The sequence below is a fragment of the Acidocella aminolytica 101 = DSM 11237 genome (assembly GCF_900129125.1).
Classification (GTDB): Bacteria; Pseudomonadota; Alphaproteobacteria; order Acetobacterales; family Acetobacteraceae; genus Acidocella; species Acidocella aminolytica.
Map to the genome: position 1 here is coordinate 24,913 of NZ_FQVJ01000014.1, position 21,094 is coordinate 46,006.

At 57.5% G+C, this 21,094-nt stretch carries 25 protein-coding genes and 1 tRNA gene; 17 read left to right on the forward strand and 9 right to left on the reverse strand.

Features of this window, described 5'->3' with window-relative positions; translation table 11 throughout:
- Positions 1-49: 49 nt before the first annotated feature.
- The 10 genes from BUB54_RS09280 (at position 50) to BUB54_RS20235 (ending at position 8,109) form a co-directional block, all read left to right on the forward strand.
- Positions 50-244: a hypothetical protein gene (locus BUB54_RS09280; RefSeq protein WP_048879849.1), complete on the forward strand. Its 195-nt coding sequence runs from the start codon at positions 50-52 to the stop codon at positions 242-244.
- A 119-nt stretch (positions 245-363) separates the two neighbouring features.
- Positions 364-1,554, forward strand: a complete 1,191-nt coding sequence (locus tag BUB54_RS09285) for a sigma-70 family RNA polymerase sigma factor (RefSeq protein ID WP_048879850.1) — start codon at positions 364-366, stop codon at positions 1,552-1,554.
- 82 nt (positions 1,555-1,636) lie between these two features.
- Positions 1,637-3,739, forward strand: a complete 2,103-nt coding sequence (locus BUB54_RS21130) for a VapE domain-containing protein (RefSeq protein ID WP_199444729.1) — start codon at positions 1,637-1,639, stop codon at positions 3,737-3,739.
- A gap of 612 nt (positions 3,740-4,351) precedes the next feature.
- On the forward strand, positions 4,352-4,702 hold the full coding sequence (locus BUB54_RS09295) for a hypothetical protein (protein WP_052948422.1): 351 nt from the start codon (positions 4,352-4,354) through the stop codon (positions 4,700-4,702).
- A gap of 152 nt (positions 4,703-4,854) precedes the next feature.
- Positions 4,855-5,073, forward strand: a complete 219-nt coding sequence (locus tag BUB54_RS09300) for a hypothetical protein (RefSeq protein WP_048879851.1) — start codon at positions 4,855-4,857, stop codon at positions 5,071-5,073.
- Positions 5,073-5,264, forward strand: coding sequence for a hypothetical protein (locus tag BUB54_RS09305; RefSeq protein ID WP_048879852.1), 192 nt, complete (start codon positions 5,073-5,075; stop codon positions 5,262-5,264). Before BUB54_RS09300 ends, BUB54_RS09305 begins: the two co-directional genes overlap by 1 nt.
- A gap of 58 nt (positions 5,265-5,322) precedes the next feature.
- Positions 5,323-5,472 carry a hypothetical protein gene (locus BUB54_RS20750; protein ID WP_175556493.1) on the forward strand — a complete coding sequence of 50 codons (150 nt, stop codon included), beginning with the start codon at positions 5,323-5,325 and terminating at the stop codon, positions 5,470-5,472.
- Complete coding sequence (locus tag BUB54_RS09315) at positions 5,472-6,185, forward strand: hypothetical protein (RefSeq protein ID WP_048879854.1); 714 nt, start codon at positions 5,472-5,474, stop codon at positions 6,183-6,185. The genes BUB54_RS20750 and BUB54_RS09315 overlap by 1 nt, the downstream gene beginning before the upstream one ends.
- Before the next feature lie 3 nt (positions 6,186-6,188).
- Entirely contained in the window at positions 6,189-7,613 is a 1,425-nt protein-coding gene (locus BUB54_RS09320; protein ID WP_048879855.1) for a hypothetical protein, read from the forward strand.
- Between the two features lie 37 nt (positions 7,614-7,650).
- Positions 7,651-8,109, forward strand: coding sequence for a hypothetical protein (locus BUB54_RS20235; RefSeq protein ID WP_139284856.1), 459 nt, complete (start codon positions 7,651-7,653; stop codon positions 8,107-8,109).
- Positions 8,110-8,202: 93 nt separating this feature from the next.
- Here the strand turns inward: BUB54_RS20235 and BUB54_RS09325 are convergent, their stop codons facing one another.
- The 3 genes from BUB54_RS09325 to BUB54_RS20755 form a co-directional block, all read right to left on the reverse strand.
- Positions 8,203-9,006: a hypothetical protein gene (locus BUB54_RS09325; RefSeq protein ID WP_048879856.1), complete on the reverse strand. Its 804-nt coding sequence runs from the start codon at positions 9,004-9,006 to the stop codon at positions 8,203-8,205.
- A 92-nt stretch (positions 9,007-9,098) separates the two neighbouring features.
- Positions 9,099-9,419 (reverse strand): hypothetical protein, encoded by a 321-nt coding sequence (locus tag BUB54_RS20240; RefSeq protein WP_139284857.1) that lies wholly within the window; start codon positions 9,417-9,419, stop codon positions 9,099-9,101.
- Positions 9,416-9,583 carry a hypothetical protein gene (locus BUB54_RS20755; protein ID WP_158320136.1) on the reverse strand — a complete coding sequence of 56 codons (168 nt, stop codon included), beginning with the start codon at positions 9,581-9,583 and terminating at the stop codon, positions 9,416-9,418. The genes BUB54_RS20240 and BUB54_RS20755 overlap by 4 nt, the downstream gene beginning before the upstream one ends.
- Before the next feature lie 147 nt (positions 9,584-9,730).
- Between BUB54_RS20755 and BUB54_RS21795 the strand changes: the two genes are divergently transcribed.
- Together BUB54_RS21795 and BUB54_RS20245 are read left to right on the forward strand one after the other, a co-directional pair.
- Entirely contained in the window at positions 9,731-9,865 is a 135-nt protein-coding gene (locus BUB54_RS21795; RefSeq protein WP_264797799.1) for a hypothetical protein, read from the forward strand.
- Positions 9,866-10,395: 530 nt separating this feature from the next.
- Complete coding sequence (locus BUB54_RS20245) at positions 10,396-10,947, forward strand: hypothetical protein (RefSeq protein ID WP_139284858.1); 552 nt, start codon at positions 10,396-10,398, stop codon at positions 10,945-10,947.
- Positions 10,948-11,021: 74 nt separating this feature from the next.
- On the opposite strand, the gene BUB54_RS09330 is transcribed toward BUB54_RS20245, so the two are convergent.
- From BUB54_RS09330 to BUB54_RS09340, 3 genes are all read right to left on the reverse strand, one after another.
- Positions 11,022-11,097: transfer RNA gene (locus tag BUB54_RS09330), tRNA-Glu, on the reverse strand.
- Positions 11,098-11,119: 22 nt separating this feature from the next.
- A complete protein-coding gene (locus BUB54_RS09335) occupies positions 11,120-11,377 on the reverse strand; it encodes a DUF2256 domain-containing protein (RefSeq protein WP_307189096.1) in 258 nt (85 codons plus the stop codon).
- Entirely contained in the window at positions 11,293-11,649 is a 357-nt protein-coding gene (locus tag BUB54_RS09340) for a DUF6476 family protein (protein ID WP_073211510.1), read from the reverse strand. Before BUB54_RS09340 ends, BUB54_RS09335 begins: the two co-directional genes overlap by 85 nt.
- On the opposite strand from BUB54_RS09340, the gene BUB54_RS09345 reads away from it, so the two are divergent.
- On the forward strand, positions 11,634-12,608 hold the full coding sequence (locus tag BUB54_RS09345) for an RluA family pseudouridine synthase (RefSeq protein ID WP_048880669.1): 975 nt from the start codon (positions 11,634-11,636) through the stop codon (positions 12,606-12,608). The genes BUB54_RS09340 and BUB54_RS09345 overlap by 16 nt on opposite strands.
- A 251-nt stretch (positions 12,609-12,859) precedes the next feature.
- Positions 12,860-13,768, forward strand: coding sequence for an RNA polymerase sigma factor RpoH (rpoH, locus tag BUB54_RS09350; RefSeq protein ID WP_048880670.1), 909 nt, complete (start codon positions 12,860-12,862; stop codon positions 13,766-13,768).
- A 54-nt stretch (positions 13,769-13,822) separates the two neighbouring features.
- Here rpoH and dksA read toward each other — a convergent pair whose 3' ends face one another.
- A complete protein-coding gene (gene dksA / locus BUB54_RS09355; RefSeq protein ID WP_048880671.1) occupies positions 13,823-14,239 on the reverse strand; it encodes an RNA polymerase-binding protein DksA in 417 nt (138 codons plus the stop codon).
- A gap of 251 nt (positions 14,240-14,490) precedes the next feature.
- On the opposite strand from dksA, the gene BUB54_RS09360 reads away from it, so the two are divergent.
- Genes BUB54_RS09360 through BUB54_RS09370 form a run of 3 tightly spaced genes read left to right on the forward strand, consistent with a single transcriptional unit; the run spans position 14,491 to position 17,167 of the window.
- Entirely contained in the window at positions 14,491-15,267 is a 777-nt protein-coding gene (locus tag BUB54_RS09360) for a glycosyltransferase family 2 protein (RefSeq protein WP_048880672.1), read from the forward strand.
- Positions 15,264-15,935, forward strand: coding sequence for a TVP38/TMEM64 family protein (locus BUB54_RS09365; protein ID WP_073211504.1), 672 nt, complete (start codon positions 15,264-15,266; stop codon positions 15,933-15,935). The genes BUB54_RS09360 and BUB54_RS09365 overlap by 4 nt, the downstream gene beginning before the upstream one ends.
- A gap of 5 nt (positions 15,936-15,940) precedes the next feature.
- Complete coding sequence (locus BUB54_RS09370) at positions 15,941-17,167, forward strand: multidrug effflux MFS transporter (RefSeq protein WP_048879889.1); 1,227 nt, start codon at positions 15,941-15,943, stop codon at positions 17,165-17,167.
- Here the strand turns inward: BUB54_RS09370 and BUB54_RS09375 are convergent.
- Together BUB54_RS09375 and BUB54_RS09380 are read right to left on the reverse strand one after the other, a co-directional pair.
- Positions 17,115-19,682 carry a plasma-membrane proton-efflux P-type ATPase gene (locus tag BUB54_RS09375; protein ID WP_082075742.1) on the reverse strand — a complete coding sequence of 856 codons (2,568 nt, stop codon included), beginning with the start codon at positions 19,680-19,682 and terminating at the stop codon, positions 17,115-17,117. The genes BUB54_RS09370 and BUB54_RS09375 overlap by 53 nt on opposite strands.
- A 305-nt stretch (positions 19,683-19,987) precedes the next feature.
- Positions 19,988-21,004 (reverse strand): YeiH family protein, encoded by a 1,017-nt coding sequence (locus BUB54_RS09380; RefSeq protein WP_082075743.1) that lies wholly within the window; start codon positions 21,002-21,004, stop codon positions 19,988-19,990.
- Positions 21,005-21,094 lie beyond the last annotated feature (90 nt).

The window sequence follows — 21,094 nt, forward strand, 5'->3', positions numbered from 1 at the left end:
CTCATTCGGCAATATAACCTCCATAGACAAACGCAAACAAAGGTGATCTATGCGAGACGTTGTATTTACCGTTGATGAGTTCTGCAAAAACAACAAGATTTGCCGAGCTACTTATTATAATCTCAAAAATCGTGGCATGGGACCGGCTGAGCTTAGGCTTGGCCGCGCCGTGCGTATTACTCAAGACGCGGAAGCCGCTTGGCATCGCAAGATGCAGGCAACGGTCGAGGAAGTGCGCACTTAAAAGGAGCAGCCGCCCAGTTTCCCGAGCGGCTGCGAGTAACGGCAAAACACTACCAACACTGACAAAAGGTAGATTGCCCGCTCAATGCCGCATTTCAAGAATTTCTGAAAGAAAATTGAATGCAGCAAACGCTTCCGAAGAATACAGACCTTGTCCTAAAGTACCGCCCCTTGGCTGCCAAATTAGCTCGGAAATCCTATGTCGATTATGAAGATCTCGCTTACTTTGATCTTCTAGACCTTCAACAGGTAGCTTTGATTGGGTCATTCAAAGCTGCCAATAAATATGATCCAAAAAAAGCTAGCTTTGGAACCTATTCTCGATTTTGGATTAAGGCTGAGCTTGAACAGTTTGTAAGAGAAAATATTTCAACTGTTAAAACCCCCAAAGGGGTGAAAGGGGTTGCCGACGAAGGATTGAATCAACCATCCCTTCAAAAAGATGGGGAGAGTGCGGAAAACGCCCTGCAAGATACACTCATCTCTGATCCAGAGGATGATCCTAAGTCTGTCGTCTTGTGTGGCATGGAGCGTGCTCAGCTTTCCTTTGAACAGGATGCAATCGCCCGCTGGATGCTTCGGGAAGCTGAGAAAGCTCTCAAACCAAGAGAAGCCGAAGTTTACCGCTACCGTCGTATCAAGGGCGAGACACTGAACGCTATCTCCTCGCGGCTTGAAGTCAGCTTGGAGCGCGTCCGGCAGATTGAGGTGAAGGCACAAGAAAAAATCGATGCAGCTTTGAAGGCACTCAATCAAGCGTTGGAGGATGGCTCACTCATTATCCCTTGGGGGGAAATCAATAAGCAGTTCAACAACGCCTATCGGACATGCGGTAACGCCCGCAAAAAGCTTACTCCCCAAAATGGTTGGCGCCCAGTACTTACGGATATCCATAAGGAAATCTTGAAGACGCGCTGGCTTTTGGAACCATACAAGCCTGGACACAGCGCTGCATTGCCCGGCCAATCCCGAAAGACCCACAACCGGGAAAGCTTAGAAAGCCTTGCTCAGCGGCTTCCGTTGCCTTCCAGCCGCTTCACAGATCCGGTTGACCATGTCCGGCAGCTTGAAATTGAAGCACTGCGCTATGTCGCGGGTGGCTGGGGTGCGCCTGCATATGACCCAGCTGACAATGCCACCCGGCGCGCAGGTTGGGGTTGTGCTGGGCGTGGCTTGTCATCAACCGTTGCCGATGAAGGCGCTTTGGAGGCTCGCAGGATGGCCACCCGAGCTGCTGAGGCGAAGAAAGCCGCTGAGCGTTTGGCAGCACGGCAGCGCGCCCGCGCGGCTAGGCTGACGTGGGCAACATGATCCTTTCACTCCCTTCACTCTATCCACTCTTAAAAGGCTTGGTTGCTGAACGCTCCAAGCCTTTCGTTTTTAAGGAACACTAATGCAACTCGACCAGAACGGTCTGACTCCCTCCAAACCTGAAAACGTATCTCATCCAGACCTGATGCCAGCATTTAATATTGACTTCCTCGCCTCATCCTCTCGCTGGGTGGCGTGGCGCAACCAAGAGCGCAACGGTAAAATCACGAAAGTGCCTTATGCTGCGGTTAATCGTATGGCCAAGGCGAATGATCCGGCAACATGGCTTCTCCACGACCAGGCGGAATCTTTGGCTGCTCAGATTGTCGGTCCATTGGGTGGCGGCATTGGCATTCAGCTTGGGGAGCATGAGGGCATTGCCCTGGGTGGCATTGATCTTGATAGTTGCCGGGATGAAGGCGGCATCATTGCCGAATGGGCGCAGGACATTATCGAGCGCTTTGCCTCATACACAGAAGTCAGCCCGTCCGGCACGGGGGTGAAAATCTTTTTCCGCTATGACGGTGCGGATCTTCCGCAGATTCAGCACGTCATGGGCAGTGCATCGGGGAAGGCATGGAAGCGCCCCGGCAAAGAGCATCCGCCAGCCATCGAACTGCATCTCTGCACCCGCTACTTTGCGGTGACGGGCGATAAGCTGCCAGACGTACCGACGGAACTGGTGCATATTGAGCGTGAGGCAATCGAAAGCCTGATTCTCAACACCGGTCCCGCGTTCTGCCGCGACAAGAAGCCCTGTAAGACGGACGGCAACGCACGGCAAAAAATTATCCTTCCTGGGCATCGGGGCAGCAGCGATAAGAGCCGCAGCGCGATTGCTTTCAGCATTGGCGTCAGGATCAAACGGACCGGTGGCAGCCGCGAAGATCTTAAAGAGGCTTTGCGGACCCACAGCACGGATACGGCGAACTGGCTTTATGAAAAGGGCTTGCCGGATGGTGAGCGGGAATTGTCCCGCATCTGGGAACGCGCCGGGCTGATGCCGGATGGCCAAGAAATGCCGTCATGGTTTCCGCAGCTTCAGAAGAACGAAAAATCGGAGCCGCTGGGCAATCTTGCAAATGCCATGATTGCGTTACGCCATGATGAGCAGCTTCAAGACACGCTTGGGTATGACGAGATGCAGCGCACGGTCTTTCTGATGCGGCCTGAGCGGCGCCCGGTGACGGACGTGGATGTAAGCGGCGTACAGGAATATCTCCAACTGAAGGGGCTGCGTAGCATCTCAAAAGACACCATGCACCAAGCGATTGACGCCTATGCACATGAACTGAAGTTTCACCCGGTTCAGGATTATCTCAACAGCTTAAAGTGGGATGGCGAACCACGCTTGGCGGGATGGCTTAACGCCTATCTCGGGGTTGAGCAGAACGCCTACGCCAGCGGGATTGGCACAATGTTTATGATCTCGATGGTTGCCCGCGTGTTTCAGCCGGGCTGCAAGTGCGATTACATGCTGGTGCTGGAAGGCGCCCAGGGCGCGCGAAAATCCACGGCTTGCGCTATTCTGGGCGGCACTTGGTTCTCCGATAATCTCCCAGACGTGCGGAACGGGGGGAAAGATGTAGCGATGCATCTTAACGGCAAATGGCTAATCGAGGTGGCGGAAATGTCAGCCCTTGATAAAGCTGAAGCCGCAGCCCTCAAGGCATTCATCACGCGCCCAGTAGAACGCTACCGCCCTACCTATGGGCGCAAGGAAGTAATCGAGCAGCGCCAATGCGTGTTCATTGGTACAACCAATAAGACCGCATATCTCCGCGATGAGACGGGTGGGCGGCGCTTCTGGCCGGTTAAGGTTGGCATCATCGATACGGATGCACTCACCCGCGACCGCGACCAATTGTTTGCCGAAGCAGCGGCACGTTACCAGCGTGGTGAAAAATGGTGGCCGGATGGATCATTTGAGACTGAGCATATCAAACCGCAGCAGGAAGCGCGCTATGAAGCCGACGCCTGGGAGCATGAAATTGCCCGCTATCTGGTGACGCAAAGCAAGGTGACTGTTGGACAAGTAGCAAAAGAAGCGCTGCACATCGAAACGCCAAAACTAGGCACTTCAGAACAGCGCCGGATCGCCGCAGCTTTGGAACGCTTGGGTTGGAAACGCGGGAACAGGACAGAAGCAGGGCGCTGGTGGATTCCTGGCGAAAGTGCGTCATGAAAGTGCGTCATGCCGTTTTTAATCCTCGATAAACTGAGATGGAAAACGACAAACATAAATGCACTGATGCCCCTCAACCATGACGCACCATGACGCAAAATCCCCTATGTAGCGGTTTGGCGAATAGGGGATATTGTTCAGGAGTATATATAAGGGGATGTGTCAGATGCGTCATGTGCGTCATGATTCAGCCGAGAACTCCACGAGCGCATGTCTAGCTAAGGGTTTTGAGAGAGGCTGATGAACGCTCAAAAACCTCCGAGTTTTTAGATAATAAATACATCCAACCTTTGATATGGAGAAAATCATTTTAAAGCAGCCTGAATAGCGAAACGTGATAGCAAAGAATTTCCGCGTCAGTTACATAAATTCCAAATTTTTAGACTGGTATATTTTCACAGAGTTATGGATTTTCTGGATTGTTCGCGCACTTCAGTTTGGAAACCTTTCCCCTTATTGTTTTGAGTGGAAAAACGATGAAACCGCCCATACAAGGCGGAAACAAACAACAATAGAAGACATTAGAGTGTTGTTATTTAATGCTTCTATTGAATTTAAGTCCCGTTCTATCCAATATATGACCTATAACTACTGCTGAGATACCCCCAAAACATGCCCAAGATAGGCCCCCATTCATCTGCTGTTGCCCTGGCAAAGCTGGATGGAAGGACAAAGGAAGCACGGCGTCTGAAAGAGATACGAACGGAACTCTGCGAGCATCTCGGAGGCACCCCATCCTCTACCCAGACCATCCTGATTGACCGCGTGGCCATCCTTCTCCTTCGCCTGGAGATCATGGACGCAAAGGCCCTGGACGGCACGCCGATGACTGACCATGACCAGCGCGCCTATTTGGCCTGGGCTAACGCTCTGAGCCGGATGCTGCGGCATCTAGGACTGAAGGGCCAAGCAGGGAAGCCACCAACCCTGGCGGACGTCTTGAAGGCCACAAAAGGCACATAGGCGCGATGCCCTCTATTCACCCGGCTCGAAAGCGGCGGGTGTTCCTCGGATTAGACGGTGAGTGCCGAGGCGCCAACAAAAACCCCGTCAGCCCGCGCAGCCCGACCTTTACGGCTGGCGGCGGGCACCCCCTCCCACAACAGGAAAACGCTATGCCTGAACATGAAATAGACCCGATTGAGGTTGTCGAAGTCGTCCTTCGGAATGCCAAATTCGGCAATGATAACGTGGACAAGGTTATCAAGTTTCTGAAGGCCAACCGGCCCGAAACAGAAGCCCAGATGGCCGCAGATCGCGCGATCTTGCAAGAGCAGCAAGAGAAGTTTGTCGAGCGCTTCCCGAACAGCAAACGCCTGGGGGGCACCCTTTAATGGGCAAATCCTCCAAAAAGCTGACCCTTGAGGAGTGTGAAGAACGCGGACGGCAGATCGCACTCCGCAAAATGGCGAAGGACGCCGCACTTGAAGAGGCCGCGTCTGCCAAGCCGGAGATGGCGTTTGATGTTTGGCCGCCCCTCGTAACTCAGAAAGCCCGCAAGGCGGCTTCAACAAAGAAGGACTAACCAATTGGTTGAACAATCCCCTTTAGACCGGGCTTGCGCCATTTTGCGCGAAACCAAAATGCCGGAAAGCAACATTGCCAAGGTCCGCAACCATCTTGCGCGGCTGCTGGAGCAAGGCGCCAGTGAAGGCGAGAAAGGCGAAATGGCCCAGGATGGCGCCAACGTTTATCATAGCCGGTTCCCCGAAGCGGCGAGGTTGGGCAAGTAATGGCGCTTATCCGCAAACAGAAGCCCGAAGCCACACCAGCCCGGCAGGCATTGGCAACCGCGCTGGCTGAATACCGCGAATTGCTGGGCCAAATCGAGGCCCAGAACAACGCCGAAGCCGCCGCGCAACGGCAGATCGAGACCTACCGCAACGCCATGTATGAGGCGCAGGGTAGGCTTGACCAGGCGCAAGAGGACGCAGCCGAATATATGCTGGCCCAGGCGACAGGCCGCGCCATGGAGCGGCCTGTAACAGCCCCCCAGGCCCGTGCAGATCTGGAAGCCGCCAAGAGCAACATGGAAGCGGCAAAGGCGGCAGAAGCCGAACTGAAGCGCCAGGGTGCGCACCTTCCGCAATCCCTGCAATGGCGCAAGGAAAAGCTGACCAAGGCTGCGGCGGCAGTTGTCGCGGACCTTCCCGAACCCGTCCGGCTAGTGGAGCGCTTCCAGCAGTTGCAGCGCGAAATTCTGGAAACCGGCCACGCGATTATGTGGCTTAGCAGCGTTGGCGCCTTGGATATGGGCCGGGTTGAGGTGCAAGGCGAATATGGCAAAATGCTGGAATTTTCCGCAGCCGAGAAGGCGATTAACGCACTGACGCAGACGCCGGGGCAATGGAAAGTGGAGCAGACAGACCGGGGCGCGGACTTTGAACGGCTGGCTATCTTTTACGACGCGCTCCAACGCGACCCTGACGCTGTGTTCCAGGGCTGAGCGATGCCGGAAGCGAACATTCTTGAAGCAATGGACCATCCGCAGATCTTCGCGCCCCACTTCAAAGGGGACACGTGGGGCTTCTGGCGCATGGTCCTGGCCGCGTTGTTTGCCTTGCCGATGGATGACAAGACTCTGGCGTTGTACCGGCAGCATACAGGCCGTACAGCGCCGCCTGAGGCCCCCTTCACAGAGATGGCGCTGGTTATCGGGCGGCGTGGCGGCAAGAGCCAAATCCTGGCTCTGATTGCCGTCTATCTGGCCTGCTTCCGGGATTACGAACCTTATCTGTCACCGGGCGAGGTTGCCACCATTGCGATCATCGCAGCCGACCGCAACCAAGCACGCACGATTTTTCGTTACGTCAAAGGCTTGCTTTCGTCAGTGCCGGTTCTCGCTCCAATGGTCGAGGATGAAACCAAGGAAACGCTAACGCTCAACAACCGCGTGCAGATTGAGATTGCTACGGCCAGCTTCAGGGTGACGCGCGGCTATACCTTCGCGGCGGTGCTGGCGGATGAGACGGCTTTCTGGCGCGATGAATCTTCAGCCAACCCGGACACGGAGATCTTTCGTGCCCTGCGCCCTGGGCTGGCGACCATCCCCAATTCGCTGCTGCTGAATGCTTCCAGCCCCTATCGCCGCGCTGGAATTCTCTGGAAAGCCTACCAGCGCAACTATGGCAAAGATGGCGCGCGCGTGCTGGTGGTGAAGGCGTCCACGTCAGAAGCCAATCCCAAAATCAATCCCGCCATTATTGCCGAGGCGTACGAGGAAGATCCCGAAAGCGCCGCGTGTGAGTATGGCGGCGAATTCCGCACTGACATTGCGGACTTTATCTCTCGCAGCGTGCTGGAAGCCTGCATTGAAACCGGCTGCCATGAGCGCCCCCGCGTGGCCGCCGCAGGGCGCTATGTGGCCTTTATCGATGCGGCTGGTGGGTCTGGCACAGACAGCATGACCATGGCCATCGCGCATGAGGATAAGACACTGGGGCCTGTGCTGGACGTACTCCGCGAACGCAAGCCGCCTTTCAGCCCGGAAAGTGTGGTGATGGAGTTTGCCGCTACACTGAAATCATACGGGATCTATAAAGCAGAATCTGACAAATGGGGCGGCGATTGGGTTGGTGAAGCCTTCCGCAAGCAGGGCATCACGGTCACCCCCAGCGCTGCGCCGAAGTCGGAAATCTACCGCGAGTTGCTGCCCCTGCTGAACGCGCACAAGTGTAGCCTGCTCGATCATCCCAGGCTGGTGCAGCAGCTTTGCGGCCTGGAACGCCGGACAGCACGCGGGGGCCGCGACAGCATCGATCATGCTCCCAACGCGCACGATGACGTGGCCAACGCCGCAGCGGGCGCCTTGGTACTGGTAAGCAAAGCGCCTGCGATGATGGTTTTCACCAAAGCATTTTTGGATAGGATATGATGACATTAAAGGGTTCGTTTGAGAGGAGCCGTTCATAATGGACGGCTCCAACCATCCAGCCGCCCCGGAAAAACCCGCTGGCGTAAATGCCGCACACCGGGAAACGGCAATCTGCATCGAGATCAGGCCCCCGCTTTTACGCTCCCCTCATTCTGGTGGACCGCTAGTGGACCGGGCGCGGTGCGAGATCGACGGTGTACTCTATCAGGCCGAGAGCAAAAACGGGGCTATCTGTGAATTGTGCCGGGTGCTGGTTGCTGCTGGTGTATCGGATGCCCCGTGGCAGGCTTTCAGGGGCGGCAAGCTGGCTATGACCGGGCCGTCTATTCACCGCATGGCGCAGCGTATGGTCTCCGAGGGGGACAAACACGGCCCGCGCTGGGAGAGGTGGAGGCCCTACCCGGAGCGATGCCTTAAACCCCCGCGCGCGTGTTTACGGGGCAGACTAAGCGCAGCTTTGAGCGTTCGGAACATGTGGCTGAATGGATGCGGCTGACGGGAACCAAGGCGCAAGTTACGCCAGTGAAAAGTCGTCGAGAAGATGGGTAAGGCGAACCAGGGGGGCGATGCCATTGGCTACAGTTGTTGCTTATTCGATGGGGGTTTCGATGAATCCTTCAGGATAACCACGCCCCATGACTTCAAAAGTCGCATCACCTTGGGAATGGATATGCAAAATCGCCTCGGGCTTAAGAGGGCGCGTGACGCAGAAGTCGAAGCCACGTTCTTCCGACTTGCAGCCGATAAATCCAGCAAACGTCGACAGGATATTACTAGCCGCTGAATAGATCGAATTTGTTGCATCGAGCGGCGCACGAATTTCAATAATTCGCGCTTTTCCGATAGTTTGCAGCAGAGATTTTATTTCAGTATCTTTCTGCCAGAAGTAAATGCCTTCACCGCCCCAGTTGTTAAGCAAAAGTTCGACTAGGCAGCTTTGGGTCGAAATTGGATTCGAGGTCATCCAAAATTGACCAGATCGAATGTCACCTTGCTCGTGAAAGGGGCTGGACTCGAATATCCTTTGAGCATTTTGCGCTAGGATTATGCCCGCTGAAACTTGTGCTGAAAGTCTCTTTTTGATTCCCTCTAAGCTGGATAGAATGAGTCCCTCGCGCTGCATCGCCTGCACTTCTTCATCGGTCATGCGCGTGTAATGCCATGCCCGGATTGAGCGCTCAGCCATGAAGGGCATGAGGCTTTCCTTTAACGCTTGATATGGCTTTGAATAAGGATTCGATGGAGGATAGACTTGGTGATTTGACGCCTCTCGTTCAAGAAACAGTCTATGATCGGTTTCTAGATATTGTTGAATTAGTCCCGTAGCGGCCCATAAGAGCTCAAGCAAATCATCATCGAATGTTTCGACATTCCAAACGTCGATAAATGTCATGTACCTTTCAACCTCACCCCAGCCTCGCCTCAGTTCTCAGGAATGAACCCCATCCAGCGAATTCTAGGCACGCTTGATTAAAAGAAGGCCGATTATTCTTCCCAAACTCGAGATTGCTCATTCCCCCAACCTTCTTTTTGCGATTTACTTAGGCCGGGATTTTTTTTCAATTTGAAAAAAACACGATCAGGTACGTCAGCAGGACGCCAACCCAAGATGATTCCAGCAAACCATGATGTTTTGTCCTGGTATTCGTGGAGATGAAGTTCAGCTCCAATCGCTTTCTCTGCAATGTCTGGCGTAATATGCCAACGTCCGCTTTCAAATACTCCGCCCCCGATGTGTGTTAAATTGCCTGATTGTTGGCCAGACTTTGCTATCACATGCAGGCGGATGAGGCGGGATTTTTTCACTTGGCTTCGCGCGCCTTCTCCAGCCCCAGCTCAATCAGCCGACGGATTGCTTCTGCATCGCGTTTCACCCGGTGCTCGAACTGATAATTCTCAATCCTCTTCCAGAGGCCTGTGGGCAGCGAGACACTTTTCCTGATAATCGGATCGGGCGATTCTTCGGACATATCATCACAATAGAAGTTTTGCACCAATGGTGCAAATGGTGCTTGATCGCTTGTGCGCAGCGGCGCAATGGTGCGTTTGCACCACTCGACTGGACGTGGAAGGTGGATGCTCCCCGCCTAACCCTGAACATGGAGAGAGAGTTTCCCATGTCCAAAACTGTAGACAGCCCTACCATACCAACCCCGCGCCGCCGCAACCTGCTTGCGATGGCGCCGCTTGCCGCGATGGCCGCAACCATGCCCGACAGACCGCGCAAACGCCATTACGCCTGCCTTGTATAAAGCCCATAGCCTTTCCCGCGCCTTGGATTTTATGGCGCGCATCTGTTGAGGCGGTGAATAACGCGGCTTATGACGCCATCATTGCCGCTTTCGACAATGCCGAAGCCCTTTGTGGAGATTTAAGGAAGGCAGCAGCATGAGCGAAGCAACCAAATACCCAGAAGGATGAGGCGGAATGACCATCCCTACCTCCACCATAGAAGGTGACGGGCAGGATCACACTCGACAAAAATTTCAGTTACACCGCCCGTCTTTTCACGACCGGATTCGCAACTCCCCTCTGTTTCTGGGTGCTTGAGACGCCACCAAGCTTGCCTGACGACGAGGTCTTTTCCATATGGCTCTGGCTTATTGGGGCGCTGAATTGACAAATAGCTACCGATAGCAGGCACTTTAGGTAAATCGAATTTCAAGCTATAATTGGGCTTAAGACAACCAACTTCTCTATCAACAATGACTTGAGGCATGTCACATTCTTCCGAAATAGAAACATTATCAAGCAGTTCAGGGTCGTACCAAAAGACAATTTGATGAACCAAAAAGATTTTTTTAATGCTCTTTTCGGTGCGGCCCCTGAGGATACGCGCGAACTTATCCCAAGGAATGTCGATTTAGAGTTTTCATTATCCTTGGTCACAGAAGTTGAGCGACGCTCACCATTATCTCTAGCTGTCAAAATCATTCTTCATTCATTATGGATAGAACGAGGACACTTCATTCGCAGCTGTCTGAATGACGATGATATGCTTGCTGATTTCTTGTGGCGGTCTCTTCCCTTGTATTCTGGAGGGGGGCGAGAGTTATACCGGGGAGAAGCCGTTAAAAGGTGGATTCAAGGCCGTGTGGGGTTCTGCTGGACGGATAAACTGGAAATCGCGGAAATGTTCGCCAAAGGTTATAACGCCTTAGAACCGGATGGAGGTGTTGTCCTAAAAACTTTTTGTCCCAAAGAGGCAATAATCTCTGAGCCTAACAATCACAGCAGATGGCTGGGGGAGAATGAGTATACTGTCGATTCACGACGCTGCCATACTATCGAAGAAATATGTCGTTATCCGGCTGTTAAAGGCAACACAGTCTAAGGATAAATAAGGCGGTATATTATCCAAATATTGGACAACCAAGAAATCAAACTAATTTAAGTGCCTGATTTTATTGGCGTCCCCAAGGGGATTCGAACCCCTGTTACCGCCGTGAAAGGGCGATGTCCTAGGCCTCTAGACGATGGGGACTAAAGGTGGGCCGCTCCTTAAGCTACTGTGGCTTTGATGACAAGCGGGGGGAGGCAGGTTTTTTTGCCCGCTCGTAGCGGCCTTTCTGGCAGGCGGCGGAGCAATATTTCACATTTTCCCAGTTTTTGGCCCATTTTCGCCGCCAGGCGAAAGGGCGGCCACAGGCCGGACAAATTTTTTCCGGCCTTTTGGTGGTCATGGGCTGGCCAGCGCCACGCGGGTTTGCCCGGTGGCGGGGTTCAGCAGTAGCAGCCTGTCGCCTGTGGGGCCGCTGACCCATATCGCTACATCCCCTCCGGCTGAGGCGATGCCGGAAATATGCTCGCCCGGTGCCAGCTTGGCCGCTGCCACGCTGGCGGGCGGCAGGGCGGGGGGTACGGCACCGGGGGCAGGTGCAGCGGCTTCATGCGGGGGCGTTGGCGGCGCATTGAAACTGGCATAGAGACGGTGAATGACCGTGCCGACAACCACAGTGGTCCCGACAATGATCAATACCCCTAAGACGCCCACCAGTACCTTCAAGCCTCGTAAATTCTGTGGTTGATCCTGCATATCACTCCATCCTGGCGGCGCCCGATTCGTCCGGTCACCGGCTTGATTCCTACCTCGCGGGGCGCATCGGCACCATCTCACGCTCGCGCGTCAAGGCCCTAATCCTCGAAGGCGCATGCGAACGCGACGGTCAGGTGACCACCGACCCGTCTGAAACTGTGCAGCCCGGCGCAACCTATCGCCTGATGCAACCCCCCGCGGCCCCAGCCTTGCCCCAGGCGCAAGACCTGCCGCTCGACATTCTGTACGAGGATTCCGTCTTGCTGGTATTGAACAAGCCGGCCGGCATGGTGGTGCATCCCGCCCCCGGCAATCCGGATGGCACGCTCGTCAACGCATTAATCGCCCATTGCGGCGACAGCCTGACCGGCATTGGCGGCGAGCGTCGCCCGGGAATCGTGCACAGGCTCGATAAGGACACCTCAGGCGTCATGGTGGTGGCTAAGACTGAGCTGGCGCTCACCCGCCTCTCTGCCGCCTTCGCCGCGCGGGATCTTGAGCGTGAATATAAGGCACTGTGCTGGGGGCTGCTGAATCCTGCCGCCGGGCGGATCGACGGCGATATCGGCCGCGATCCAAGGGACCGGAAACGCATGGCGGTGGTCACCCGTAACGGCAAGCCAGCGGCCACCAATTACCGCGTGTTGCGCCAAGTCGGGTTGGCGGCGGCGCTCATCGCCTGCCGGCTGGAAACCGGGCGCACGCACCAAATCCGGGTCCACATGGCGCATATAGGCTACCCGCTTATCGGGGATCCGGTTTATCTCCGCCGCCGTCCGGCCGCCGCAAAACTGTTGCCGCAGCCTGCCCGCGACCTCGCATTGGACTTCCCGCGCCAAGCCCTACACGCTGAGACGCTGGGCTTCGCGCATCCTCTGTCCGGCGCCCCCTTGCGTTTCCAGGCCCCAACCCCGGACGATTTTAATGATCTGGTGGGCGCATTGCTCTCATGCACTTAAATCAGGACCAAGACAGTCGTTTTTGTTGACTAGTACGGACGAACGTACATAAACTCCTCTCTAAGAGCTACTTGGTGACCGGGAGTCTTCGCCGCAACCTTTCTGGCTTTTTATCCTCCCTTAAGGGCAGGATGAAAAACAGATGTTAAGGTCGATTTCGTTCTAAGGGTAGCGAACCTGTCCCTTTGTGCGGTGCTGGGTAAGCCAGGCTGCAGCTTCCGGGGCAAACAAAGAGTAAGAGGAGTATCCGTATGGCCTCCACTGTTAGCAATTCGATGTCCGACGTCAGCTTGACCCGGTACATGCAAGAAATCCGCCGGTATCCCATGTTGACCCAGGCGGAGGAAGAGAAGCTTGCCCGCGCTTGGCGCGATAATGGCGACCAGTCAGCCGCGCACAAGCTTGTCAATTCCCATCTGCGCCTCGTGGCGAAAATCGCCATGGGTTACCGCGGCTATGGTCTGCCAGTCTCGGAACTTATTTCCGAGGGCAATGTCGGCATGATGCAGGCTGTCCGCCGTTTCGATCCAGACCGTGGCTTCCGTCTTTCCACATACGCAATGTGGTGGATCCGTGCCGCGATCCAAGAATATATTCTGCATAGCTGGTCCCTTGTGAAAATGGGCACCACAGCCGCGCAGAAAAAGCTGTTCTTCAACCTCCGCCGCCTCAAAGGTCAGATGCAGGCGATTGATGATGGCGATCTACACCCCGAGCAGGTGACCAAGATCGCCAAACTGCTGGATGTGCCGGAACAGGACGTGGTGCAGATGAACCGCCGCCTCTCCTCGCCGGACAATTCCCTCAACGCCCCCATCAAGATGGACGGCGAAGGGGAGTGGCAAGACTGGCTGGTCGATGATTCTGAGAGCCAGGAAGTCGAGATGGCTGAGCGTGAGGAGCTGACAGGCCGCAAGGCCTTGTTGGCCAACGCGCTCAAGACCCTCTCCGAGCGTGAGCGTCATATCCTCACCGAGCGCCGCCTGCAGGACAACCCGACCACGCTGGAAGATCTCTCCCAGCACTACAACATCTCGCGCGAGCGTGTACGCCAGATCGAGGTGCGCGCGTTCGAGAAGCTGCAAAAATCCATGAAGACCCAGGTGGCCGAGCAGCGTCAGGCGGCCAGCGCCAACGCGGCGTCCCTGCTGCTCAACTAACCCGCCTTCCAGCGGCAACAAAAAACCGGGGCCAAAAGCCCCGGTTTTTTATGCTTAATCATCGCGGTGGACTTTTTCCATCCGCTCATGGCGCTCCTGTGCCTCGATGGAGAGTGTGGCGATCGGCCGTGCTTCCAGCCGCTTCAGCCCAATCGGCTCGCCGGTTTCCTCGCAATAGCCGTAGGTGCCGGTCTCAATCCGCTCCAGCGCTTGGTCGATCTTGCCGATCAGCTTGCGTGCCCGGTCCCGTGTGCGCAGTTCCAACGCCCGGTCGGTTTCCACGCTGGCGCGGTCGGTAATATCGGCCTCTAGGATTCCCCCTTCGCCTAAGGAGGCCAGGGTGCCATTGGCCTCTTTCACCAGATCGCCACGCCAACGCAGCAATTTCTGGCGAAAATACTCCGCCTGCATCGGATTCATAAACTCTTCGTCGTCCGATGGACGGTAATCCGGTGGCAAAGAAATCAGCATGCCGTCAGATCCTTAAATCTGTCGGGCGAGTCCTGTTACCCGCCCCCTTACTCTAGTCGTGCGGGCTTATAGCGATGCCCCGGGAACAAGCCAAGGCCGGGCGGCCGACTAGATTGGCGTATTTACACCGTTTTTTTACTTTGCTTCCGGCGGGCGTTAGGTGGAAAATGAAGTGTTGCAGCGCTGATTTGCCCATTCCTGGACCGAATCAAGCCACAGATGCGCCTTAATGCTGCGGCTGAATGAGTACCATGAACATCGAACCCCGCTTTGTTTCCGAAGCGTCCCCCATTGCCGCCTCCGCGCCGCTTATCTCGGTGGTGGTGCCGGTTCATAACGAGGCGCCAAATCTGGAGCCTCTGATCACCGCCATCAGCACGGCGCTGGCCGGGTTTGATCATGAAATCGTCTATGTTGACGATGGAAGTGCCGATAACACGCCGCAAGTCCTGGCCGGGCTGGCGCACACCCTGCCCACTCTGGTCCGGGTGCGGCACAAGCAAAGCTGCGGGCAGAGCGGTGCAGTCATCACCGGGGTCAAAACCGCGCGTGGCACCTATATCGCCACGCTGGATGGCGATGGCCAGAACGACCCGGCAGACATCCCCTCGATGCTGGAAGCCATGTATGCCGCCGAAGCCAAAGGTCTGCGCCCGGTGCTCATCGCCGGGCATCGTGTCAACCGTCAGGACACCAACGCGAAGCGCTACGGCTCCCGCATCGCCAATAAGGTCCGCGCCTGGGCGCTGAAGGATGCCACGCCGGACACGGGCTGCGGCCTCAAGCTGTTCCGGCGCGAAGCGTTTCTGGACCTGCCGCATTTCGACCATATCCACCGCTTTCTGCCCGCTTTGTTCATCCGTGCGGGCGGGCAGGTGGTCTCCGTGCCGGTGCGCCACCACGCCCGCGCCCATGGCGCCTCGCATTACAATAACTGGCAGCGCCTGAAGGTCGGCTTGGTAGACCTTGCCGGTGTCGCTTGGCTCCAGCGCCGCTGGAAGGTGCCGCATATCGAGGGACGGGAATGAACAAAGCCGCGCCGCGCGCTGTTGCCAACCCCGCCGCCAAGGCGCTGAAACCGGCGCTTATGGCGGGTGGATTGATCGCCATCGCGGCCGCCTTGCCGCTGCTGGGCCATGGCGCGGCGCAGGCGACGCTGGCCGCCGCCTTATCCGACGGCAGTTTGCGCGGGCAAAGCGTTTTTCTCCTGCTCGCCACCGTTCTCGTCGCCATCGGCCTCCCGCGGCAGATTCCGGCCTTTGTCGCGGGCTATGCGTTTGGCCCCTGGTACGGCACCGCCATCGCTCTGGTGGCGCAAATTTTGGCATGCAGCCTGGACTTCATTTGGGCCCGTGCCATCGCACAGGGGTACTGCCGCCATAAATTCGGCGCCCGGCTGGCCTGGGTGGACCGCGTTTTGGCGCGTCACCCCTTCACGTCCACGCTGATGCTGCGGCTTATGCCCATCGGCAATAATCTGCTGCTTAATCTGGCGGCGGGGCTGACATCGGTGCGGATGCTGCCCTTCCTGGGCGCGTCCGCCATTGGATTTATTCCGCAAACGCTGGTTTTTGCCCTGCTGGGCAAGGGCAGCGCGCCGGACCATCTGCATCTGTTGCTGCTCGGCGGCGCCACCTTCCTGGCGTCGGCCTTGTTGGGTTTGTTGTTGCTCCGCTGGAACCGCCCCGCCATATAGGCGGCATGCAAGGCGCCTCTCCGCATCCTGGCCTCAGTTTCCGCGCATTTGTCGCCACTGTCGCGGTGATTCAAACCATTGTTGCCCTGGCCATCGACATGATGGTGCCCGCCCTGGGCGATATTGCCGCCGCCCTGCATCTGGGCGACGGCAATGCGCGGCAATGGGTCATTGCCAGCTTTGTCATTAGCTTCGGTGTCAGCCAGTTGCTTTACGGGCTGGTGGCAGACCGGTTCGGGCGCAAGCCACTGCTTGTCCTGTGCCTGCTGCTGTACGTGCTGGGCAGCTTTTCCGCCGCCCTGGCGTCCGGCTTCCCGGCGCTGTTGACTGCCCGCGCCCTGCAAGGCTTCGGCGCCGCCGGGGCGCAGGTGCTGGTAACGGCAGTCATCCGCGACTGCTATGCCGGGCGGCTGATGGCCAAGGTGAACTCGCTCTCCTTCATGGTGTTTCTCTCCGCCCCTATCATCGCCCCCTGGTTGGGGCAGGAACTTCTGAGCATCGCGCCCTGGCAAGCCATCTTCATCGCGCTGGGGGGGTATGCCTGTCTGACCGCGCTCTGGGTCCTCTGGCGCCTGCCGGAGACCATGCACCCGCAAGACCGCCGCCCCTTGGTATGGCAAGCCTTCAGCGTTGCCGCCGGGCAAACGCTACGCAACCGCACCGCCCTGGGCTACACGCTTGCGGCCATGCTGCTGCTGGGGGCGTGGCTGGGCTTCATCAACTCCGCCCAGCAGGTCTTTGCGGAGGTGTTCGACGCGCCCAAGCTGTTTCCGCTGGTCTTTGCCATCTGCTCGGTCAGCATGGCCATTGCCGCGCTCACCAACGCTCGGCTTGTGGAACGCTTCGGTATGCGTCGCCTTTCCCATGCTGCCTTGGTCGGGTTCATTTTGGTGTCCTGCGGCCAGGCTTTCAGCACCTTTACAGGGCAAGGGACGCTGCTGCATTTCGCTGTGCTGCAAACCGCTATGATGTTCAGCTTCGGCCTTCTGGCCGGAAATTTCTCCGCTATTTCCATGGAGCCCCTGGGCCATATCGCCGGCACCGCCGCTGCCGTGCAGGGTTTCATCATCATGTTCGGCTCCGCGCTTATAGGCATTTTCATTGGCCTGCGCTTCAACGGCACGCTACACCCGCTGACGCTGGGGTTTTGCGTCAGCGGGGGACTGGGGCTCGTGGTGGTTACCCTCGCCGAGCGCGGCCGCCTGTTCCACCCCCATGGCGCCGGATATTGAACCCGCCATGCGGATGCAGCACCTTGTTGAGCACGCTGATAAACGCCAGCTGATGCCGCCCGCGGTTTTCCATCAACCGGTACGTGCCCAGCTTGGCGAAATCCATGAGCACGAACCAGACCAGATCATACAGCCAGATCAGCCCGATCTGCCCCCAACTGATGGGCGTCATCAGCCAGCCAAAGCCCACGAACATCACACCGACAATCTGTGTGGCAATAATCGCTGAGAATAGCTGCCATGACGGATAAGGCCGAGCCCAGAACGGGTGCCGCGTGCGGGTGGAAAACAGCAGCAAATGCCCGCCGACGATAAACCGCAGGAACATCATCGTCTGCCCCTCTGTCACGGAGGCATGCAGCCAGTCCCGCGCGAGCAGATACAGCCCGAAACTCTGCGCCAGCGCTAGCACCCCCAGCACAGAGGAAATCGCAAGCAACCGGTTCATTTCCCACCGCACTGGCTTGCTGGGCAGTTCCGCATTGTCCCAGGCGATGGTCATGATCGGAATATCATCCAGCAGCGCCAGCAGAATGATCATGATGGTGGTCAGCGGGTAGAGATTCCAAATCAGCATCGTCGCCACCACGAACACCATGATGCTCAGCGTCATGGCGATCCTGTAGATGGTGTAGCTCATCATCCGCTCGAAAATCCGCCGTGCTTCCTCCACCGCGCTGATAATCACGGAGAGCCCCGGGGCGGTGAGAATCAAGCTGGCGGCACTGCGCGCGGCATCCGTGGCGCCGGAGACAGCAATGCCCACCTCGGCCTGTTTCAAAGCCGGGGCGTCATTCACCCCATCCCCGGTCATGGCGACGATATGTCCTTCATCCTGCAAGGCTTTAACGATGGCGTATTTATGCTCGGGAAAAACCTCCGCGAACCCGTCGGCCTGCTCCACCAGCCCGCCCAGCTCCGCGCCATCCTTCAACACCGTTGAGGCGGGGAGGATATTAGTGCCCAGCCCCAACTGCCCGGAAATTTCCCGCGCGATGGCGGTATTGTCACCGGTCACCATCTTCACTTCGATCCCATGCGCCCGCGCGGCCTCAATGGTCTCGCGTGAATCCACGCGCGGCGGGTCAAACAGCGGTAAAATGCCTAGAAACCGCCAGTTCGCGCCCTCATCCGCGCGCGCCACGCCCAGCGTGCGGTAGCCCTTCGCGGCTTCTTCCTCAACAATCTTTGCCGCCTGCGCCTGCTGCGCGTTATCCAGCGCACACAGCGCCATAATCACCTGCGGCGCGCCCTTGGTGACACGGAACTCCTTTCCATCCCACGCCACGGTTGCCTCGGTGCGCTTATGCGTCGGGTCAAAGGGCGTGAAGGCACGTTGCTCATAACGTCCCAGCGCGTCTTTATCCCGTACGCCCTCCAGCACCGCGAGGTCGATGGCGTCATCATGGTTCTCGCGCTTGCAGGCCAGGGCCGCCGCTAGCGTCACCTCATCCGCGGGCTCATTACCCAAGGTCAGCGGCGTGCCCAGTGTCAGCTTGTTCTGCGTCAGCGTGCCGGTCTTGTCCGAGCACAGCACGGTAATGCCCGCCATTTCCTCAATTGACTCCAACCGCGAGACAATGGCCTTCATGCGGGAGAGCGCCAGCGCTCCCAGCGCCATGGTCACGGACAACACGGCCGGCAGCGCCACGGGAATAGACGCCACCACCACAATCAGCACGAAGGACAGCAAGGTCAGCACCGGCAACCCGCGCTCCAGCTCCACCCCTATCAGCAGCGCCGAAAGCCCCACCGCGCAGATAATCAGCAGGTTGCCGATGTGCAGTACCGCCTTTTGGAAATGCGACACCGCCCCGGCGCTTTGCACCAGCTTGGCGGTCCGGCCGAAAAACGTATTGCCGCCGGTGGCATAAATGGCGGCGACCATCTCGCCCTCTTTCACCACCGTGCTGGAATATGCCACCCCGCCCGGCTTGCGCGTCACCGGCAAGGACTCACCCGTGAGTGCCGATTGGTCGATCGAAAGATAACCCCCCTCCAGCAGCTTCACATCGGCGGGCACCACATCGCCTAGCCGCAGCCTTACGATGTCGCCGGGCACGAGGTCGGCGGCGTCAATCTCCGTCCAGTTGCCGCCGCGCTTCACGCGAGCCTTCAGGGCCAGCTGGCGTTTCAGCGCATCTAGCGCATCCGCCGCCGACGCCTCCTGCCAAAAGCCGATCCCGCCATTGATCAGCAGCATCGCGACAATCACCGCAAAACTCCGCCAATCCTCATTCACGGCGGAAAGCACGCCCGCCGCCTCAATCATCCACGGGATCGGTCCCCAGAAATAGCCCAGCATCCGCTGCCAGGCTGAAACATGTGTCTCAGCCAGCGCGTTCGGCCCGGTTTGCGCCAAACGTTTCGCGGCTTCCTCGGCGCTCAGCCCGTCCGCGCTCACCTGCAAGCGTGCCAGCGTCTCCTCCGGGCTCAGATTTTCAAATTCATTCTGGGGTTTGCCGGGTGGGGCCTTGCCCTTTTTCACGCCCGGCTGATCCGTCTCAGTGCCCATGCCTGTTCCCCTTTCTTCGCACTGTCATGACGCCCGCCAAGCCTGCAAGGCGCGTTGCCATGCGGCCTTAGCTGCCGCTTAGCCGCCGCTTAGACGCGCTTGCCTGAAACAAAGCCTATGGATGAGCAGCCAAGTGACAGTCATGAAGATTGCTCCCCACCCAGCGGACAGTCAGTTCCGATGAGCGCATGAAACCCTCCATGCGCGGACGAGCCCCTTAGTAGGCGGCATTGCGGCGAAGCGTCTTGATGAAGATCAAGAGCGGGGAAAATTAAAAGGTAACGGTTTGTATTTCCGGTGTTTGCTCAGGCGTGGCCAATCGCCAGAAACCGGATCAGGAACAAGCTGATCACCCCCAGCACCAGCAGCGAGATCGACACTGCCAGCGTCACACGCGGCCCGGCCGAGGCTACGGAACGCACATCCACCCCCAACCCCAGCGCAGCCATGGAAACGCTGGTCAACAACGCCGAGGTCAGCTTGATCGGCCCCAGCAAGATCAGCGGTACCAGCCCAAAGCCGCGCGCCGTCAGCAAGGCCAGAAAGCCGACAATAAACCAGGGCAGAAGTTGTTTTAGCGGCGGCAGGCCGCGCGTCTGCCCAGCGCTGCGAGCGGAGCCAACCGCTAGCGCCGCCACCACGGGCCCAAGCATCAGCACGCGCACCAGCTTCACCACCGTGCCCACTTGGTTGGCCAGCGCGCCAATGGGCAAAGTCGCGGCCATTACCTGCGGCACCGCGTAAACGGTTAGCCCGGCCAGCACGCCATATTGGGTCAGGTCCAGATGCAACACCGGCGCCAGTAGCGGCAGCAGCAGAACCACTGCAACACCCAGTACCGCCGTAAACGCGATGGACGAGGCAATGTCGTGCGCTTCCGCGCCAATCACCGGCGCCACGGCGGCAATGGCGGAGTTGCCGCAGATGGAATTGCCGCACGCCACCAGCAGCGCCAGCTTGCCATGCAGTTTCAGCACCCGGCAAATGGTGTAGCTGGCGATAATTGACAGCACCACCGCCGCCACAATTCCCACTAGCAGCCGCCCGCCCAGCGCCATCACCGTACTAGCGCTCACCGTGGCGCCCAGCAGCATCACCGCGATTTCCAGCAGCGTCTTGGCCGAAAAAGAAATACCAGCCCGCCACGCTGGGCCGGGCACCCAGAAGGTTCTGACAATCAGCCCCAGCAAAATCGCCAGCACCAGCGCCTCCAGCCAGACCGCGCCAAACGCCGCCTGCTCAACGCGCTGCAGCCCCTCCGCCAAAGCGGTCAACGCGATACACAGCCCAAACCCTGGAAAAATATTCTTTATTGAAAGCATTGCGGCCAAATAATTATCTATTTTCATTAAAAAAATCAGAAATTTCCGTTCAAACCGTTCTGGTTTTCTGTTTAATAACGCTGAACCGTG

Coding starts and splice junctions, on each gene's coding strand:
- BUB54_RS09370 (WP_048879889.1), top strand. CDS start 15,941: ATGCAAGGCGCCTCTCCGCATCCTGGCCTCAGTTTCCGCGCATTTGTC.
- BUB54_RS20755 (WP_158320136.1), bottom strand. CDS start 9,583: ATGTCCGAAGAATCGCCCGATCCGATTATCAGGAAAAGTGTCTCGCTG.
- BUB54_RS09335 (WP_307189096.1), bottom strand. CDS start 11,377: ATGGGTCAGCGGCCCCACAGGCGACAGGCTGCTACTGCTGAACCCCGC.
- rpoH (WP_048880670.1), top strand. CDS start 12,860: ATGGCCTCCACTGTTAGCAATTCGATGTCCGACGTCAGCTTGACCCGG.
- BUB54_RS21130 (WP_199444729.1), top strand. CDS start 1,637: ATGCAACTCGACCAGAACGGTCTGACTCCCTCCAAACCTGAAAACGTA.
- BUB54_RS09380 (WP_082075743.1), bottom strand. CDS start 21,004: ATGCTTTCAATAAAGAATATTTTTCCAGGGTTTGGGCTGTGTATCGCG.
- BUB54_RS09285 (WP_048879850.1), top strand. CDS start 364: ATGCAGCAAACGCTTCCGAAGAATACAGACCTTGTCCTAAAGTACCGC.
- BUB54_RS09365 (WP_073211504.1), top strand. CDS start 15,264: ATGAACAAAGCCGCGCCGCGCGCTGTTGCCAACCCCGCCGCCAAGGCG.
- BUB54_RS09295 (WP_052948422.1), top strand. CDS start 4,352: ATGCCCAAGATAGGCCCCCATTCATCTGCTGTTGCCCTGGCAAAGCTG.
- BUB54_RS09315 (WP_048879854.1), top strand. CDS start 5,472: ATGGCGCTTATCCGCAAACAGAAGCCCGAAGCCACACCAGCCCGGCAG.
- BUB54_RS09340 (WP_073211510.1), bottom strand. CDS start 11,649: ATGCAGGATCAACCACAGAATTTACGAGGCTTGAAGGTACTGGTGGGC.
- BUB54_RS20245 (WP_139284858.1), top strand. CDS start 10,396: ATGAACCAAAAAGATTTTTTTAATGCTCTTTTCGGTGCGGCCCCTGAG.
- BUB54_RS21795 (WP_264797799.1), top strand. CDS start 9,731: ATGTCCAAAACTGTAGACAGCCCTACCATACCAACCCCGCGCCGCCGC.
- BUB54_RS09375 (WP_082075742.1), bottom strand. CDS start 19,682: ATGGGCACTGAGACGGATCAGCCGGGCGTGAAAAAGGGCAAGGCCCCA.
- BUB54_RS09320 (WP_048879855.1), top strand. CDS start 6,189: ATGCCGGAAGCGAACATTCTTGAAGCAATGGACCATCCGCAGATCTTC.
- BUB54_RS20750 (WP_175556493.1), top strand. CDS start 5,323: ATGCCGGAAAGCAACATTGCCAAGGTCCGCAACCATCTTGCGCGGCTG.
- BUB54_RS09305 (WP_048879852.1), top strand. CDS start 5,073: ATGGGCAAATCCTCCAAAAAGCTGACCCTTGAGGAGTGTGAAGAACGC.
- BUB54_RS20235 (WP_139284856.1), top strand. CDS start 7,651: ATGGACGGCTCCAACCATCCAGCCGCCCCGGAAAAACCCGCTGGCGTA.
- BUB54_RS09300 (WP_048879851.1), top strand. CDS start 4,855: ATGCCTGAACATGAAATAGACCCGATTGAGGTTGTCGAAGTCGTCCTT.
- BUB54_RS09360 (WP_048880672.1), top strand. CDS start 14,491: ATGAACATCGAACCCCGCTTTGTTTCCGAAGCGTCCCCCATTGCCGCC.
- BUB54_RS09280 (WP_048879849.1), top strand. CDS start 50: ATGCGAGACGTTGTATTTACCGTTGATGAGTTCTGCAAAAACAACAAG.
- BUB54_RS09325 (WP_048879856.1), bottom strand. CDS start 9,006: ATGACATTTATCGACGTTTGGAATGTCGAAACATTCGATGATGATTTG.
- dksA (WP_048880671.1), bottom strand. CDS start 14,239: ATGCTGATTTCTTTGCCACCGGATTACCGTCCATCGGACGACGAAGAG.